General features: G+C 58.4%; 14 protein-coding genes, 1 tRNA gene and 2 pseudogenes. 11 read left to right on the top strand and 6 right to left on the bottom strand.

What is annotated here, in order from left to right:
* Positions 1-281 precede the first annotated feature (281 nt).
* Positions 282-1,341 (top strand): annotated as a pseudogene (locus AC0V6Z_RS10705) (amidohydrolase family protein).
* 145 nt (positions 1,342-1,486) lie between these two features.
* Positions 1,487-2,472, top strand: a pseudogene (locus AC0V6Z_RS10700) (NAD(P)H-dependent flavin oxidoreductase).
* Between the two features lie 73 nt (positions 2,473-2,545).
* On the opposite strand, the gene AC0V6Z_RS10695 reads toward AC0V6Z_RS10700, so the two are convergent.
* The 3 genes from AC0V6Z_RS10695 to AC0V6Z_RS10685 all read right to left on the bottom strand — a co-directional run bounded on the left by AC0V6Z_RS10695 (position 2,546) and on the right by AC0V6Z_RS10685 (position 4,487).
* Positions 2,546-3,034, bottom strand: a complete 489-nt coding sequence (locus AC0V6Z_RS10695) for an AHH domain-containing protein (RefSeq protein WP_472638479.1) — start codon at positions 3,032-3,034, stop codon at positions 2,546-2,548.
* Between the two features lie 19 nt (positions 3,035-3,053).
* Positions 3,054-3,797, bottom strand: a complete 744-nt coding sequence (locus AC0V6Z_RS10690) for a hypothetical protein (RefSeq protein ID WP_472638478.1) — start codon at positions 3,795-3,797, stop codon at positions 3,054-3,056.
* Between the two features lie 201 nt (positions 3,798-3,998).
* Entirely contained in the window at positions 3,999-4,487 is a 489-nt protein-coding gene (locus AC0V6Z_RS10685) for a flavodoxin family protein (protein WP_472640894.1), read from the bottom strand.
* A gap of 82 nt (positions 4,488-4,569) precedes the next feature.
* On the opposite strand from AC0V6Z_RS10685, the gene recJ reads away from it, so the two are divergent.
* The 9 genes from recJ to phoB all read left to right on the top strand — a co-directional run bounded on the left by recJ (position 4,570) and on the right by phoB (position 12,858).
* Positions 4,570-6,357: a single-stranded-DNA-specific exonuclease RecJ gene (gene recJ, locus AC0V6Z_RS10680; RefSeq protein WP_472638477.1), complete on the top strand. Its 1,788-nt coding sequence runs from the start codon at positions 4,570-4,572 to the stop codon at positions 6,355-6,357.
* 84 nt (positions 6,358-6,441) lie between these two features.
* Positions 6,442-6,516 (top strand) — tRNA-Glu (locus AC0V6Z_RS10675).
* Between the two features lie 96 nt (positions 6,517-6,612).
* Entirely contained in the window at positions 6,613-7,287 is a 675-nt protein-coding gene (locus tag AC0V6Z_RS10670) for a histidine kinase dimerization/phospho-acceptor domain-containing protein (protein ID WP_472638476.1), read from the top strand.
* Positions 7,268-7,882 carry a sensor histidine kinase gene (locus AC0V6Z_RS10665; protein WP_472638475.1) on the top strand — a complete coding sequence of 205 codons (615 nt, stop codon included), beginning with the start codon at positions 7,268-7,270 and terminating at the stop codon, positions 7,880-7,882. Before AC0V6Z_RS10670 ends, AC0V6Z_RS10665 begins: the two co-directional genes overlap by 20 nt.
* A gap of 89 nt (positions 7,883-7,971) precedes the next feature.
* Positions 7,972-9,357 carry a phosphate ABC transporter permease subunit PstC gene (gene pstC, locus AC0V6Z_RS10660; protein ID WP_472638474.1) on the top strand — a complete coding sequence of 462 codons (1,386 nt, stop codon included), beginning with the start codon at positions 7,972-7,974 and terminating at the stop codon, positions 9,355-9,357.
* Positions 9,350-10,615, top strand: coding sequence for a phosphate ABC transporter permease PstA (gene pstA, locus AC0V6Z_RS10655; protein WP_472638473.1), 1,266 nt, complete (start codon positions 9,350-9,352; stop codon positions 10,613-10,615). Before pstC ends, pstA begins: the two co-directional genes overlap by 8 nt.
* A 38-nt stretch (positions 10,616-10,653) precedes the next feature.
* Positions 10,654-11,400: a phosphate ABC transporter ATP-binding protein PstB gene (gene pstB / locus AC0V6Z_RS10650; RefSeq protein WP_472640893.1), complete on the top strand. Its 747-nt coding sequence runs from the start codon at positions 10,654-10,656 to the stop codon at positions 11,398-11,400.
* On the top strand, positions 11,401-12,069 hold the full coding sequence (gene phoU, locus AC0V6Z_RS10645; RefSeq protein ID WP_472638472.1) for a phosphate signaling complex protein PhoU: 669 nt from the start codon (positions 11,401-11,403) through the stop codon (positions 12,067-12,069). It abuts the gene before it with no gap.
* Positions 12,070-12,168: 99 nt separating this feature from the next.
* Complete coding sequence (gene phoB, locus AC0V6Z_RS10640) at positions 12,169-12,858, top strand: phosphate regulon transcriptional regulator PhoB (RefSeq protein ID WP_472638471.1); 690 nt, start codon at positions 12,169-12,171, stop codon at positions 12,856-12,858.
* Here the strand turns inward: phoB and AC0V6Z_RS10635 are convergent.
* Genes AC0V6Z_RS10635 through AC0V6Z_RS10625 form a run of 3 tightly spaced genes read right to left on the bottom strand, consistent with a single transcriptional unit; the run spans position 12,855 to position 17,199 of the window.
* A complete protein-coding gene (locus AC0V6Z_RS10635; RefSeq protein WP_472638470.1) occupies positions 12,855-13,118 on the bottom strand; it encodes an extensin-like domain-containing protein in 264 nt (87 codons plus the stop codon). The two genes, phoB and AC0V6Z_RS10635, sit on opposite strands and share 4 nt — an antisense overlap.
* The gene (locus tag AC0V6Z_RS10630) at positions 13,063-13,596 is read right to left on the bottom strand and encodes an extensin family protein (protein WP_472638469.1); all 534 of its coding nucleotides are present in this window, start codon (positions 13,594-13,596) and stop codon (positions 13,063-13,065) included. The genes AC0V6Z_RS10635 and AC0V6Z_RS10630 overlap by 56 nt, the downstream gene beginning before the upstream one ends.
* 9 nt (positions 13,597-13,605) lie before the next feature.
* On the bottom strand, positions 13,606-17,199 hold the full coding sequence (locus AC0V6Z_RS10625) for an error-prone DNA polymerase (protein ID WP_472638468.1): 3,594 nt from the start codon (positions 17,197-17,199) through the stop codon (positions 13,606-13,608).

Raw genomic sequence — 17,199 nt, 5'->3', positions numbered from 1 at the left:
CAGAGCCTTCGCAAGGTTTGATTAAAGGTGATCTTGGCAGGTCATACGCGGATTGACGTAAGGCAGCATTTCCTACCTTGGCACGGCGCGCTAAGCGTTCATTATGGCATGCGTGCGGACACAGCGGGTTAATCGGAAAAATCGATCAGATGGCGCCGCTGTGATCGATTGGTTTTTGAACCTAAGACTGTGTTCCAGCTGTTCCAAACGTGCTTTGCGTGCGGCGAACGGAGTGGCTATGCCTAGCTTAAGGGGCCAAGGCTCAAGGGAGAGACAATGCAATGAGTGAAGTGATACTTGAGCCTGAATTGCCGATCATCGATCCGCATCATCACCTGTGGGACCTTCGGCCGATGCTGCCGATGTTCCCAGAGCCCCGGCATCGCTTCATCGAAACGCTGGTGGATGCGGCGTATTACACCTTCGATCAACTGCATGCGGACCTGCAAACGGGCCATAACGTCATCGGCACCGTCTTCATGGAATGCGGCGCGTTCTACAATGCGGCGCTGGGCGAAGACCTGAAGCCGGTCGGTGAGGTTGAGTTTGTGAACGGCGTTGCGGCGCAATCGGCCAGCGGGCTTTACGGTCCCCTGCGCGCCTGTGCGGGCATCATCGGCCATGCCAACATGCTGCTGGGCGAAGGCGCAGGCCCAGTGCTGGATGCTCTGATTGAGGCAGGCGGGACGCGGGCAAACAGCCGGTTCAAGGGCATCCGCCATCAGGGCGCTTGGGATGCGGACCCTGAAGTGCTCGGCCCTCCGTTTCACGCGCCGCCAGAGCTTTACCGTGATGCGAGCTTCCGCGCAGGCTTTGCTGAGCTTGGGAAACGCGGGCTCACCTTCGACGCCTGGATCCTGGAGCCGCAATTGCCCGATGTGATCGACCTTGCACGCACCTTCCCCGACCAACCGATCTGCCTTGACCATTGCGGCACACCGCTCGGCACTGCGAGCTACACTGGCAAGCTGGAGGAACGCTTCGACATCTGGCGCAGCAATATCATCGAACTTGGCAAATGCCCCAATGTCATGGTGAAGCTGGGCGGATTGGCGATGCACAATTGCGCAATGCCTGAACAAGGCCCCGCAGCGGGCATGGGATCGGAAGAGCTCGCCGCCATGTGGAAGCCCTATATCGAGACCTGCATTGAGGCCTTTGGACCGCAGCGTGCGATGTTCGAAAGCAACTATCCGGTTGATCGCTGGGGCGCGACCTACCCGGTTCTGTGGAACGCGTTCAAGCGGATCACAGCGGGCGCAAGTGCGGAAGAGAAAGCCGCGCTCTATGCCGAGCAATGCAGCGCGCTTCTATGGCATTGAAGAGGTTCTTACCGCTTGATCGCATCACATTCCGTTACGGCAATGGGGGCTGGTCGCGACCCGACTGCGCTTGGCGCTCGACAGGGCGGGAACCGGCGCTATGGACTGAGCGTAGAAGCGCAGACTAACTGCCTGAAACCACGACCGCATTGACGGAGAAATTGATGTCTCTTCCCGCTCCATTTGATCGCCTTCGCTTGCCGCTGATCGGCTCCCCCTGTTCATCGTTTCTGGTCCTGAACTGGTGATCGCTCAGTGCAAGGCCGGGATCATCGGCAGCTTCCCAGCGCTGAATGCCCGCCCGCAGACGCTGCTCGACGAATGGCTGCACCAGATCACCGAAGAGCTGGCCAAGCACAACCGCGAGAACCCAGACCGGCCAGCTGCGCCGTTTGCCGTCAACCAGATCGTGCACAAGTCAAACGACCGCGTCATGGCCGACATGGCGACTTGCGAGAAATGGCAAGTGCCGCTGGTCATCACCTCGCTCGGCGCGCGGACAGAGATCTTCGATGCAGTGCGCAATTGGGGCGGCATCACCATGCACGATGTGATCAACAACCGCTTTGCCAAGAAGGCGATTGAAAAGGGCGCAGATGGTCTGATCCCGGTCGCCGCTGGCGCTGGCGGCCATGCTGGCACGCTCTCACCCTTCGCCTTGATGCAGGAAATCCGTGAATGGTTTGACGGGCTGGTCGCTCTGTCGGGCTCGATCGCAAACGGCGCATCGATCCTGGCTGCCCAAGCTATGGGCGCAGACTTCGGCTATGCGGGTAGCGCCTTCATCGCGACCAAAGAAGCCAATGCTGACCAAGCCTATAAGGACGGCATCGTTGAGGGATCAGCGGACGGCATCGTCTATTCAAACCTGTTCACCGGCGTGCACGGCAACTACCTACGCAGCTCGATCGAGAACGCTGGGCTTGATCCTGACAACCTGCCGGAAAGTGACCCGTCCAAGATGAACTTCGGCAGCGGCGGCAACACCAAAGCCAAAGCTTGGAAAGACATCTGGGGCTCTGGACAAGGCGTCGGCGCGATCAAATCGGTCGATACAGTTGAGGACATGGTCAGCAAGTTTGAGGCGGAGTATCACGCGGCGAAAGCGGCGCTGCTCACCAAGTCGGACTACACAAGCTGGGCCGACTGACGGGCTTGCTGAAAGACAGCAAACTTAGGTCGCCTTCCATAGCTGCTCGGCCATCATATCGAGCTCTGTGAAATCATAACCGCTGCCCAGCGGATCCTTGCGATTGAGCAGCAACTTGCGTTTGGCTAAGCAGATAAGTACGCAGCGCTCTTTGCAGCAATTGCAAACGCATCAAAGCCTCAATGAACGCGGTCTCTGGATCGTGGATGCGGGTATCGGCCCAGCTCTGCTCAATCCGGCCAACGCGCTCGATCACCATCTCGTTGTAGTGACGATGCGGCCCCCGATGCAGCGGCATGCCCGTGCGAACCGCCGCGTCTTCATTGGATGGGAGCAGAAGGCCGTTCGCGCGGAAGTCATCAAAGCCAATGGCTGTGCGACTTACATCGCCGAACAAATGGCCAAAGCAGTCGCGCCGCAGCAATTGCCTGGGCAACAAATGATGCCGCTGCAGGCCCGCATCGTATCCCGGCTCTCTACGGCGATTGACCGATCGGAACGGGATGACCGCGCGCCGTATCGCCAACGCAGGCGCATGCGCTGGCCCGATATTGCCGTGCATGTTGCCCCCTCAGCCGTTCCTATTCGCGCCAAACCCTCACAAATTTTCCATTCTTCGATGGACGCATGATCAATCGGCTGCCGTCTGGCGCGACAATCCGCTCGCTCTCACTCAGCCCGCCAACCAAGATCAATTGATTGACCAACCGCACTCCAAGCCTGGTGGCGGAAACCTTCCCATTGGCCAAAGGCGGCTCAATCCGCAGATCCTGACCAATCCAATAGTCGAGACCCACTGTCTGCAGCGCCCCGTCAATCGTCTCGCGAAAGGCCGTTAAGCCGAGCGCGGGAAAGGACCCGCCCCCAATCCATGCAGTTGAGACAGATTCGAAATACTGGCGGCCAATCGCACTTTTTGAAGGAGACCAGACAACGGCCTCCACATCGTCAAAATGGTGCGTCAAATCGCGAGCCAGCCCTACCATGCCGCGCATAATCGGCAACGAACGCTCCCCACCTGAGAGATGCTGCCCCACCGAAATTCGCATCGCATCGAAACGAAATCCGTTCGGCGCTTGCTCCAGATCAAAGCGGTGCTCAATTTCAGGGAATCCAGATGGCGGGCCAGGTGCGATACCTTCCAGGTCGAAGGTCAGCCCTTCGCGCAATAGCTCCATCCAGGCATATTCTTGTGCCTCAGGATTGGCAGCGCTGGCCGGTTTATCTGAGTGCACGTGATCCGTCCCCACCAATTGCAGCGGCGAGGCATCACAGGGATCATGGGACAACAGCACAGTGTTTTGCGCCGCGAAGAATTCCTTCATGGCGGCACGATCCGGCCGCTCGCCTTTCGCAAACAGCAGGTACAGGCCCGGAGAGCCAGTTTGTCCGTCGTGATCGACTATCTCCGCCCCCTTCCTCGTCCCGGCGCGAAATTTCAGATCGTTTGCAACAAGATAGTGACCTGATTCTTAGTCATCGTCGAGTCCCGTCTTGGTTTTGCTAGGGGAAAGCCAAACAACTGGTCAGAAAACCCCCATTCGCAACCCTTCTGACAATGCCTCGCCCAACGCGCGTGATTGCTCCAAAACTGCTGGCGGCACCTGTTTTACTGCAATAATCTCTTGCGGAGTCTGAGCTGAGAAGTTGACGATTATCGGATCAGCGACCCTTTTCAACCGCCACCCGGTTGCGATCCGATCCAGCTGGCGCTGCGCCCCTTCCCCGTCCGATCCAGCGGCAATGATGCTGGCATAAGGTCTGCCCTCAATCTGTCCGAACACATCATAATAATGTGCATCAAACATCTCTTTCATCGCGCCGCTCATCGTCGCAAGGTTTTCAGGACAAGCGAAGATGTAACCGCCTGCTGAGAGCAAATCTGCGCTCGTCACATCCTGCGCCTTCATGAGTACACTGCCCTCGCCTGCCCCATCAGCTACAGCCTTAGCCATGGCCTCGCTGGCCCCTGTGCGGCTGTGCCAGATGATGAGAAGCGGAGCATTGTTTTCCATCCAGCCACCACAAGCGAGCGGGCTGTCGATTGTCAATCAGCGACGCTGTCACGCAGCGAAACAATAGGCTAAGCTTCGCAGCATGGCATCTCTCGCAATCTCTCACGTTTTAGGCGTCGCATCGTCTCTGTCAGAGCGCGCCTGGCAATGGCGCGGCGGCAATATGGAATTGGGTGCGGAGGCCAATACGTTGACGAGCGACATCCTCACCCAATTGCTGCTGACACGCGGTGTCGCGCGCGAGGATATATCGCGCCATGCCAAACCCACCATGCGCGAGTTTTTACCCGACCCATCCGAATTTAACGACATGGAGAGCGCAGCCTCGCGGATCGCCAAAGCCGTCTTAAGCGGTGAGCAGATCACGATTTACGGCGATTATGACGTGGACGGAGCAACAAGCTCCGCCTTGCTGGTTCAGCTACTACGCGAATTAGGGGTTGAGGCAGGATATTACATTCCTGACCGCTTGCTGGAGGGATACGGCCCTAGCGGCGAGGCCTTGGTCAAGCTCGCGCGGTCAGGATCAAGCCTGATCGTTACCGTCGATTGCGGCGCGATGGCGTATGAAGCGCTTGGTATGGCCCGAGACGAAGGCATCGATGTGATTGTCGTTGACCATCACAAATGCGGCGCCGAATTGCCACCAACCACCGCTTTGGTGAACCCCAACAGGTTGGATGAAAACGACCTTGCCGCCGCGCACGGTCATTTAGCCGCCGTCGGGGTCGCATTCCTACTAGCTATCGCGCTGGTCAGAAACCTGCGCAGCGAGGGCTATTTCAAAGATCGCAAAGAGCCTGACCTAATGGCGCTACTCGATCTGGTTGCCCTGGGCACTGTGGCCGATGTTGCCGCGCTGCATGGACTCAATCGCGCTTTCGTTGCGCAAGGGTTGAAAATTCTGGCCCGCCGCGAGCGGATCGGCATGGCGGCCCTAATGGATGCAAGTCGCCTTAAACGCGCGCCACAAGCAAGCGATCTTGGCTTTGCGCTTGGCCCGCGGATTAATGCTGGCGGGCGGATTGGCGAGTCGACATTGGGTGTGAAGCTGCTGACGACGCGTGATCCAGAGGAAGCGCGCGCCATTGCGGAACAATTAAGCCAGCTCAATGAAGAACGCCGCGCCATTGAGGCCGAGGTCCAAGAAGAAGCCGAACGGCAGCTTGAAAGCCAACACAACCATGCGGTCCACGTGCTTGCAGGGGATGGCTGGCATCCGGGCGTAATCGGTATTGTCGCCGGGCGCATCAAGGAGAAAACCGGCCGCCCCGCCATCGTAATCGCCCGTGATGAGGCAGAGGGGCAAGGCAAAGGCTCGGGCCGCTCAATCAGCGGCGTTGATCTGGGCGCGGCGATCATCGCTGCTCGTGAAGAAGGTCTGCTGGTGGCGGGCGGCGGACATGCGATGGCGGCGGGTCTGACGATCGAGAATGACAAACTCCCCGCTTTCACAGAATTCCTCGACACGCGCCTCGCCAAGGATATTGAGCGGGCGCGCCTTGGCCAGCGCATGCAGCTCGATCTGTCGGTTGCTCCCGGCGGGCTGACGCCAGAACTGGTCGAGACGCTGGAAGCGGCTGGTCCTTACGGGGTTGGCTGGCCCGCCCCGCGTTTGGCCGTGGGGCCAGTGCGCATCATCAAAGCCGATATTGTTGGCAAAGATCATTTGCGCCTGATCGCGGCGGGTGAAGATGGCAAATCGTTTAAAGCCATCGCCTTTCGCGCGGCGGAAACCGAAATGGCGCAAACCCTGATCCACCGATCAAAAGGCCGTCGTTTCCATCTCGCCGGGCGCGCGAAGATCGACGATTGGGGCCCAAGGCCCGCAGCAGAATTGCACCTCGAAGACGCCGCCTTTGCCGATTGATTGCCAGAAACCGCGAAGTTCTTCGATTACAGGCTTGACCGCCAACCACTACCCCACTAGATGCGCGGCCTCGCACACAAGTGTGGCCCCTTCGTCTAGCGGTTAGGACGCGGCCCTTTCACGGCTGAAACACGGGTTCGATTCCCGTAGGGGTCACCACCTCCTTACAAAACCACAGTTTAAACGCCGATTTCCGGCGCAAATGATGCTGCGCCCTTCCCACGCTAGTCGCTTGGGGTTACAGGCGAAATCGCGATGGGCAGCCAGAACTCAATCCCTCCGGTGAGCGCGCTTTTGGCGCTGGTGACGTTTGTCGCTTTGCTGCTGCTCGGCGTGGACTTCATTGTTGTCTGCGCCGTCTTGCTTGTTTGGTTGGGGTCTTTGGTGCTCGCCACTTCTACCGCGCCCGATCCGCCCAGCACAAAGGCCGAACCGCCGCTGACCCAAAACGCCATGCGCAAGTTGATCGAAAACTCGGCAACGCCTCTCCTAGTGACGGAAAACAACACCATTGCCATCGCCAATCGCACCGCGCGCAAGATGCTGGGCGAACACGTGGTCGGGCAGGATGCACGCATGGCTTTTCGCCAACCAAAGGCTATTTCACTGCTGTCAAAAGGGCGCAGCGGTAGAGCGGTTGTGCGCGGCCTCGTGCGGCGGCGGGACATCTGGCAGATCAACCGTCAAGCGATTGACGAAAGTCTGGCGGTGATCGAGCTGATCAACAAAACCGCCGAGGCCGATATCAGCCGCGCACACACGGATTTTGTCGCCAATGCGAGCCACGAACTGCGCACGCCGCTGGCCGGTATCATTGGTTATACTGAGACGCTCAGCGAGAGCTCCGAAACTCTCGATCTCGCCGATCCCGCAGAAGTTTCTCGGCACCATCCAGCGCGAGGCCAATCGCATGCAGGCATTGGTGGCTGATCTGATGTCGCTCTCGCGGATCGAGGCAGAAAAGCATGACAAACCAAGTGAACTGCTCGAACTCGCACCAATCGTAGCTCGAGCAGCGCGCGACGCGGCAGGCGCGCAGCGGATCGAACGGCTGCAACTTGGCGAATTTGAGGCGGTCGATATTCGCGGCGATATGCAACAATTGGAGCAATTGGTACGCAATCTCGTGGATAACGCGATGAAATATGGCGAAGAAGATGGGCCGGTATCCGTCGATCTTGTCCGCTCTAAGGACATGCAGCAGGCCCGGCTGAGAGTCGCAAACACTGGCGAAGGCATCCCGCCAGAACACTTACCGCATCTTACCCGCCGCTTTTACCGAACCGATCCAGGGCGCAGTCGAGCCTCTGGCGGAACGGGATTGGGCCTCGCGATTGTGAAACATATTGTGGAGCGTCATCGCGGAAGGCTCGAAATTGAGAGCGAATTGGGTCAAGGCACTCAGGTAATCGTGCGAATCCCGCTCGAGACACAAGAAAATGATCAACCGCAACAGGACACAAAAGATAGCGATATCAAAGGGCGCAGAGCAGACCAGTCCGGTGCCTCCAATTCGCTGTCATGAATTTGTCTTATTTCTTCAACATCGCGGGCGCAGGCACTCAAACTGATGCTGATCCTGTAGCGATTCTCAGGGGTAAACAGGGCTAAGAAATGTCGCCGATTACGCTCATCCTGATCGCTATTGGCCTCGGCCTTGCCGGATGGCTGGCTGGCCGTGCGAAGGCGTGGAGCTTCCAGAAATCCGACGCCACTGTTCGCCTGGTCGCGCGTCCAACCTATCACGCATGGTATGTCGCCGTCTGGGTTGCCCTGCCTGTGCTGGCGTTCGTTGCGCTGTGGTCATTCCTCGCACCGCAACTCGTGATGCAGACGGTACTCGCATCGCCCGGCGCAGAGGCCCTCCCTTCCTTTGGATTCCAACGCGAATCGATCCTGTCAGAAGCCCGCGCTGTCGCCACCGGCAGCGCGCAAGGCGTGTTCAACTCTGATGCGGAGGCTCTGATCGAGCCATTCCGAGAGGCGATCTCGCATTACAATCTGATCGGACTGGTCGTTACAGTGATGATCGCCTTCGCTGGGGGCGCCTATGCGTTCCTGCGGATTAAGCCGGATTTCCGCGCCCGCACCCGGGTGGAGCGAACGGTGATGATCGTGTTGTTGCTCGCCTCACTAGTCGCGATCCTGACGACGTTCGGCATTTTTGCGAGCCTCGTGTTTGAGACGGTGCGCTTCTTTGGCATGGTCTCACCAATAGACTTCCTGTTCGGTTCTTTCTGGGGTCCAGACCCGATGAGCAGTCCCGAAGCAGCCGATGGCACGCGCTATGGCGCGATTCCGCTGTTCTGGGGCACTATCTTTATCGGTGCGATCATCGCCATGATTGTCGCAATCCCGCTTGGTTTGATGAGCGCGATTTACCTCACGCAATATGCCAACCCGAAACTGCGCGCCTGGGTAAAGCCAGCGCTTGAGATTCTCGCGGGCGTACCGACTGTGGTTTACGGCTACTTCGCTGCGCTCACAGTCGCTCCGGCTATTCGCGACATGGCGGTCGCAGTCGGTATTTCCGGTGCTTCGACAGAAAGCGCGCTGGCCGCTGGCGTTGTGATGGGCGTGATGATCATCCCGTTCGTATCGTCCATGGCCGACGATTCCATCGCCGCCGTGCCCAGCGCAATGCGCGATGGCAGCCTCGCAATGGGTGCGACCCAATCAGAGACCATTCGCCGCGTGCTGTTTCCCGCTGCTCTACCCGGCATCGTCGCTGGCGTGATGCTGGCCGTCAGCCGCGCGATTGGCGAGACAATGATCGTTGTAATGGCCGCCTCAACCGCAGCCAACCTGACGGTCAATCCGCTGGAGCGAATGACCACCGTTACCGTTCAGATCGTCAAAATGCTGACCGGCGAAGGCAGCTTCGACCACCCGGCCACACTCAGCGCCTTCGCGCTCGGCTTTGTGCTGTTCATGGTCACGCTGGCGCTCAACTTTATCGCTCTTCGCGTCGTCAAACGCTTCCGAGAGGCCTATGACTGATACCGCCAACCCAGAACTGGTGCACCCGACCCGAACACCGGAATTCGCCAAGCGGATCGAGCAACGCTATCGCTCTGAGCGACGTTTCCGCGCGCTCGGGCTTAGCGCGATTGTGTTTTCCGTCGCGGTGTTGATCTTCCTGCTCGGCAATATGCTGCTGAACGGGATTGGCGGTTTCCAGCGCGCAGAGCTGGCCGTGCCGATTGATTTTGCCGAAGCTGGCCTGACCGGCGACGCACAATCCCTCAGTTCACCAGGCGCGCTTCAATCGCTAGAAACTCAGGGTCTACGCGCCGTTGTTGAATTCTATGCTGAACGCGAACTTGGTGATGCCGGTGCGTCTGAGATTAGCGATGAAGCTTGGCGCGACGTTGCTAGCGACCTGATCAGCAACCCGGCATTGATCCGCGGTTCTCACACCTTCGACTTGCCCGCATCCTCTGACCTTGCCGCTGGCCTATCGGGCGAAGGATCAGTCGAAATGCAGGCTCTCGCCCAGCAGCTGGTGAGCGACGGTAAGCTTTCAAAGAATTGGGACGCAGGGTTCATGACCCGCAGCGACGCGACTAGCCCGCAACAGGTGGGCATTTGGGGCGCGCTGAAGGGCTCGATCCTGACGATGACGATCACGCTGCTGCTGGCGTTTCCCATCGGTGTATTGGCCGCGCTCTACCTAGAGGAATATGCGCCAAAAAACCGCTGGACCGACATTATCGAGGTTTCGATCAACAATCTCGCCGCGGTACCGTCGATCATCTTTGGCCTGCTCGGCCTTGCCGTGTTTCTGACCTTGTTCCCGAACCTGCGATCGGCGCCGCTCATCGGCGGCATGACCTTGGCGCTGATGACCATGCCAGTGATCGTCATTTCGGGTCGCAATGCGATTAAGGCGGTCCCCCCATCAATCCGCGACGGTGCGCTCGCCATTGGAGCTTCGCCTGTCCAGGTTGTGTTCCATCACGTCCTGCCACTGGCCCTGCCTGGCATGCTGACTGGTACAATCATCGGCATGGCCCGCGCTCTGGGCGAAACCGCGCCGTTGCTGATGATCGGTATGCGCGCGTTTGTGGCGACACCGCCTGATGGATTCACCTCTCCGGCAACTGTCTTACCGGTGCAAATCTTCCTCTGGTCCGATGAAATCGACCGCGGCTTTGTCGAACGGACAAGTGCGGCTATCATTGTGCTTCTGCTGTTCCTCCTGTTGATGAACGGCCTCGCCATTTACCTCCGCAACAAATTCGAGAAGACCTGGTGACTGTCATTCACGAGAAATTGGTAGACACGAACGCAAAGATGCGCGCGCGTGATGTGTCGGTCTATTACGGCGAGAAAAAAGCCATTGATGAGGTGTCGATTGATATCTCACCCGACTATGTCACGGCCTTCATCGGGCCGTCTGGTTGCGGTAAATCGACCTTCCTACGCTGTTTCAACCGCATGAATGACACCATTCCGGTTGCGCGCGTTACCGGCACTATTGAACTGGAAGACGAAGACATCCACGGCAATGCAATGGACGTGGTTCAGCTGCGCGCGCGCGTCGGCATGGTGTTTCAAAAACCAAATCCGTTTCCGAAGTCGATTTACGAAAACATCGCTTACGGCCCGAAAATTCACGGCCTAGCGGAAAAGAAGCCCGACATCGACGAGGTGGTCGAAAAGTCTCTCACCCGCGCCGGTCTGTGGGATGAGGTAAAGGACCGCCTCGACGAATCTGGTACGGCCCTTTCCGGCGGTCAGCAGCAGCGCCTGTGCATCGCGCGCGCCATTGCAGTCGATCCAGAAGTGATCCTGATGGACGAGCCATGCTCTGCGCTGGACCCGATCGCGACAGCCAAAATCGAAGAACTGATCGACGAGTTATCCGGTCGCTATGCGATCGTGATCGTCACCCACTCCATGCAGCAGGCCGCGCGCGTTTCTCAACGCACCGCCTTTTTCCACTTGGGCAAAATGGTCGAATACGGGCCGACTTCCGATATCTTCACCAACCCGATAGAAAAGCGCACTCAGGACTATATCACGGGACGGTACGGTTAAATGGCAGAACATACAGTCAAAGCCTTTGACGAGGACATCACCCGGCTTCGCGGCCTGATCGCCGAGATGGGCGGTCTTGCGGAGGTCGCCATTCAGGGTGCGCTCGATGCTCTGGTACGCGGCGACCAAGAGATCGCCAAAAAAGTGGTCGCCAACGACAAGAAGATCGACGCGCTTGAAACAGAAGTGGACAAGCTCTCTGTACGGATCATCGCGCTGCGCGCACCAATGGCGGACGATTTACGCGAAGTGATCGCAGCATTGAAAATTGCAGGTGTGGTGGAGCGCATTGGCGACTATTCGAAAAACATCGCCAAGCGCGTGGGCGAGATTGACGGCAAAGACCGGTTTGAACCGCTCACCCTGCTGCCAGCCATGGGCGAAGTGGCGAGCGAAATGGTGCACGATGTGCTGACCGCTTACGCTGCGCGAGACCCAGACTTGGCCCGCGAAGTGATCGCAACCGACGCCAAGGTTGATGCCTTCTACAACAGCATTTTCCGTAATCTTGTAAGCCACATGGTCGAGAACCCTGCGACCATTTCCAGCGCGGCTCAGTTGCTGTTCGTGGCTCGCAATCTGGAACGGATCGGCGATCACGCAACCAATGTCGCCGAGATGGTGCATTACGCTGCGACTGGCGAATATCCGCCTGACGATGATCAATAGGCGCTAGCTTACAATACTTTCGTAATTGACACGAAGTTGTAGTGAAAGTGACAGATAGAACGCTGTATCGCATCCTTGGGAACGGGAGGGTTCTCGGACATGTCTGCTACTAAACTGCTATTGGTTGAAGACGATCCGGCGTTGTCGGAGCTGCTCGAATACCGTTTCCAGAATGAAGGGTATGACGTCCGCTCAACCAGCGACGGCGACGAGGCATTGATGCTCGCGAGCGAAGATGTGCCAGACCTCGTAATTCTTGACTGGATGATTGAGGGTACCAGCGGGATTGAGGTTTGTCGCAGGTTGCGCCGCGATAAGCAGACCGCCCATGTTCCGATCATTATGTTGACCGCCCGCGAGGCTGAGGATGATCGCGTTCGCGGGCTGGATACGGGCGCAGACGATTATTTGACCAAGCCGTTCAGCCCGCGCGAATTGCTGGCCCGGGTGGCTGCGGTGATGCGGCGCATTCGCCCTGCTCTGGCCGGTGAAACCGTGGAGGTCGGCGATATCATGCTCGATCCCGTGGCGCATAAGGTGATGCGTGGCGGCCAATCGCTACAGCTTGGCCCGACCGAATACCGCTTGCTGAAATTCTTTATGGAAAGCCCAGGCCGGGTATTTAGCCGCGGCCAATTGCTCGACGGTGTTTGGGGCACAGGCTCGGATATCGAGCTGCGCACGGTCGATGTGCACATCCGCCGACTGCGCAAAGCCATAGAGGTTGAGGGCGCGAAAGATCCGATCCGCACGGTCCGCTCCGCCGGTTATGCGATGGAAGCAGTCTAGCGGCACACGCCCGACCAGCGCGAAGCTTGGTCAAAGTGGAGATGATCGGCATGGGCTGCGTTGTAGTCCGGCGATAGGACGGTTGCGAAGACCCCACATGCGCCGTCACGAACTTCTCGCAGAAAACGCGCTTCATCGCTGTCTTCTGGCCAATCGTATAGAACGCTGATTGATCGACCATCCGCCAGAGTAAACCCCGCAATATCAATTGCATTGGCGGTCGCATGTTCGCTCCAGGCGTTTGAACTGCCACCGCGCATCCGTGCAGCAATTGAACGCGCCCAAATGCTCGATTGCGGCAAGCTCACTGCCCAATATTGCGACCGCAGCAGGCTCTACACTTCGCACGCGCCACATCTCCAATCCAGTCGCCATGGGGCAAGTCACCGCTGGTGTATCCGGGGCAAGCGGAAATGCGCTCAGCAGTGTGCGATCGGGCCGGGCGCAGGCCCCCTCGCCCGTGATGGCAAGCGTATCAAAGGCGATCGCGCTTCGCTCCAGCACAGCGCGGCACTGCGGCACATCGTCCTTCAGCGCCGCCAGCTTGCCCGCCGTTGCCCAACCAATCGGGTGGCGCAGATCAAGCGGCGCGGTGGGATCGTGCTCTGGATGCGCTTTCAGCCATATCAATCCCGCGAACAGCACAGCAGCGAGGATCGCAAGCAGGATGAACCGCCGTTCCCTGCGGAATTGCCCGATCCGGCGGTTGATTTTAGTGAGTTTGCGCTTGCGAGGCATATCAAGGCCTTAGTGGAAATCGCGCGATTTCGGCAATATCCGGTGGTTGCGCGGATGGCCCGTGACGTTTGGAGTTTGACCAAAGGGCCCGCTGGGCGGCAAATCATCAATCATATCGCGCGTTTTCAGCGTAGCCTTTTCCGCTGGCGGTTTCCGGCTGATCAGAGGGGCGTTCACGTGATCCGCCCGCGCGACAGGAGCGTTCAGCATATTGTCTGATAGGCCGTACAGAGCCTCTGTTGCGTCGGTCATATGATGCGCGATCACATGGATCACCTCATCATCATATTCGACCCGCCCGCGCACCTCCATCAAGCGCGCGCCCATCACCACACGGCGCTGTTTTTCCTTAAGGTCGGGCCATACGACCAGGTTCACCACGCCGGTCTCATCCTCCAGCGTGATAAAGCACACACCCTTGGCGCTGCCCGGTCGTTGACGGATCAAGACCACACCTGCGACCTGAACCATGCTGCGGAATTTTCGGTCTCTGAGTTCGCTGGCCCGTACAAAGCCGCGCTCTGCCAAACCGGGACGCAGGAACGACATCGGATGCGCTTTTAGGCTGAGGCGCGTGGTCTGGTAATCTGCCACCACTTCTTCTGACAGAGGCATTTTCGGCAATTGAGTGGCGCTGCGTTCTGCACCTTCATCCCGCTCGGCCGCAGCCTTGAACAAGGGGAGATCAGGCGCAGCAATAAGGCTGCGCGCATCCCACAAGGCCTGCCTGCGCGAAAGGCCAAGCGAGGTAAAGCAATCTGCACTGGCAAGCCGCTCAACATGCGCAGGCGAAAGGCGAGCGCGCTCCTGCAACTCTGCGACATCTTTGAAAGCCCCGCCCTCTTCACGCGCCGCAATCAGCTGCGCTGCAACATGCTCTGGAAAGCCATCGACTTGCCGCAAACCAAGCCGCAGCGCGATATGCTTGTCTAGGCGGCCAGTTTCGTTCTCTTGCGTCAGAGCGGGTGGCTCCGCCCTATCCTCAAGCGTGCAATCCCATTGGCTGTCATTCACATCAGCGGGCAGCACCGCAACGCCATGCTCACGCGCATCGCGCACAATCTGAGCCGGAGCATAAAAACCCATCGGCTGCGAGTTGAGCAAACCGCAAGCAAAGGCTGCGGGGAAATGGCATTTTAGCCAGCTCGAGACATAGACCAAATGCGCAAAGCTGGCGGCGTGGCTCTCTGGAAAACCATATTCGCCAAAGCCCTTGATCTGATTGAAGCAGCGCTGTGCAAAATCGGCATCATAACCGCGTTCGACCATCCGTCCGACCATCATATCTTCAAGCTCGTGCACCATGCCGCGGCTGCGGAAGGTCGCCATCGCCTTGCGCAATCGGTTGGCTTCGGTTGATGAAAATTTTGCCGCATCCAATGCGATCTTCATCGCTTGTTCCTGAAAGATCGGCACGCCCAAAGTCCGCTCTAAAATAGAGGAAAGTTCATCCTGCGGACCATGTTGGGGCGAAGGCGCGGGGATACGCACCGGTTCTGCGCCCCGGCGGCGCTTCAGGTAAGGGTGCACCATATCGCCTTGGATCGGACCGGGGCGAACAATCGCGACCTGGATCACAAGGTCATAAAACTCGCGCGGGCGCAGGCGCGGCAGCATGTTCATCTGCGCGCGGCTTTCAACCTGAAACACACCCAGCGAATCCCCCTTGCGCAGCATCGCATAGGTCTCTGGATCCTCACGCGGCACCGTGGCCAGCGTTAGGGCGCGGCCATGGTGATCCTCCAGCAGATCAAGACATTTCTTGATGCAAGTCAGCATCCCCAGCGCCAGCACATCAACCTTTAGAATACCAAGCGCCTCGATATCGTCCTTGTCCCATTCGATGAAGCTGCGATCCGGCATCGCGCCGTTTCCAATCGGAACCGTTTCCGTGAGCGCGCCTTCGGTGAGGATAAAGCCGCCGACATGCTGAGAAAGATGGCGAGGCATGCCGATCATCTGCTCAGTCAGCGCCAGCACACGGCGCAAATGCGGATCATCCAGCGTCATGCCGATTTCCTCAACGTGAGCCTCGCCAATCTCGCGCCCATGTCCGCCCCACACCGTACGAGCGAGCGCACTGGTGACATCCTCTGAAAGCCCCATCGCCTTGCCAACCTCGCGGATTGCCATGCGCGGGCGATAGTGGATGACCGTAGCGGTTAATCCAGCGCGATGGCGGCTATATTTCTTATAGATATATTGGATCACCTCTTCGCGTCGTTCATGCTCGAAATCGACGTCAATATCAGGTGGTTCCTTGCGCTCTTCAGAGATGAAGCGGTCAAACAAGAGCTGATGCTTAGCTGGGTCAACGCTGGTGATTCCAAGGCAGAAGCACACAGCCGAATTGGCCGCACTGCCGCGCCCTTGGCACAGGATCGGCGGGTCAACACTGCGCGCGTAATCGACGATGTCCTTGATGGTGAGAAAATAGCGCGCCAGATCAAGCTTACCGATCAGAGCAAGCTCGCGCTCCAACGTCTGACGCACAGCATCAGGCACGCCGGATGGATAGCGCCGCTCTGCCCCGCACTGCGTCTCGCTTTCGAGGAACGCTTGCGGTGTCATGCCCTGCGGATAGATTTCCTCCGGATATTCATAGCGCAGTTCATCAAGGCTGAACTCGCAAGCATCCGCCACCTCACGTGCGGCACGGATTGCATGCGGCCAGCGGGCAAACAGCCGCTGCATCTCTTGTGGAGGCTTAAGGTAACGCTCACCATTGCCGTGCAGCAAATGCCCCGCCTCGGCGACCTTCACCTTATGTCGGATCGCCGTCATCACATCTTGCAAGGGCCGCCGCTGAGGTGCGTGGTAATGCACATCATTGGTGGCAAGCAGCATCAGTCCATTGGCCCGCGACATAGCGTCCAACCGATCAATCCGCGCAACATCATCACCGCGATAGAGATAGCTGGTAGCGATGTGACCAAGCGTGGGGAGTTGGGTGATGAGATGAGGAAGAAGGTCAGGCAAAGTACCTTGTACCTCATCATCCCGGCCTCCGAGCCGGGACCCCACTTTCTCTGCTTTCTGTCCGGAAAAGCAGCTGGTCCCCGGATCAAGTTCGGGGTGACGAAAGGGGATAATATTGCTCATCACCTTTATCGTAAATTCGCTCGCCAAATTGCGCGGCGGCAGCAGGATCAGTTGCACATCCTCAGAATGCTCAGCCAGCATCGCAAGGTCGATTGCGCACACGCCCTTGTCTTGCCACTCACCGCTGAGCGTCCGCATCCGCCCGGCGCTGATCAAGCGGCACAAACGCCCGTAAGCCGCCCGATTTTTCGGATATGCCAGAAACGCAAGACCCTCGACCGTTTCGATGCGCGTGCCGATCACGGGCCGTAATTTGAGCGTCTTCGCCTCACTATGCACCCGCACCACTCCAGCGAAAGAGTTCACATCCGCAATCCCGATCGCATCATAGCCGAGCGTGCGGGCCGCCATGGTGAGGTCCACCGCATCGGAAGCACCGCGCAGAAAGCTGAAGCAGCTGACCAATCCGAGTTCGACGAATTCGGCGCGATCTGGCGCACTGATCAGATCGGGATCGAACTCAATTGTCCGTTTGTCTGGGGTGAGAGGTGCGTCGGGCAT

The sequence above is a fragment of the Erythrobacter sp. SN6-5 genome, assembly GCF_057364945.1.
Note: the sequence above shows the minus strand (reverse complement) of the source record. Positions and strands in the feature narration are given on the sequence as shown.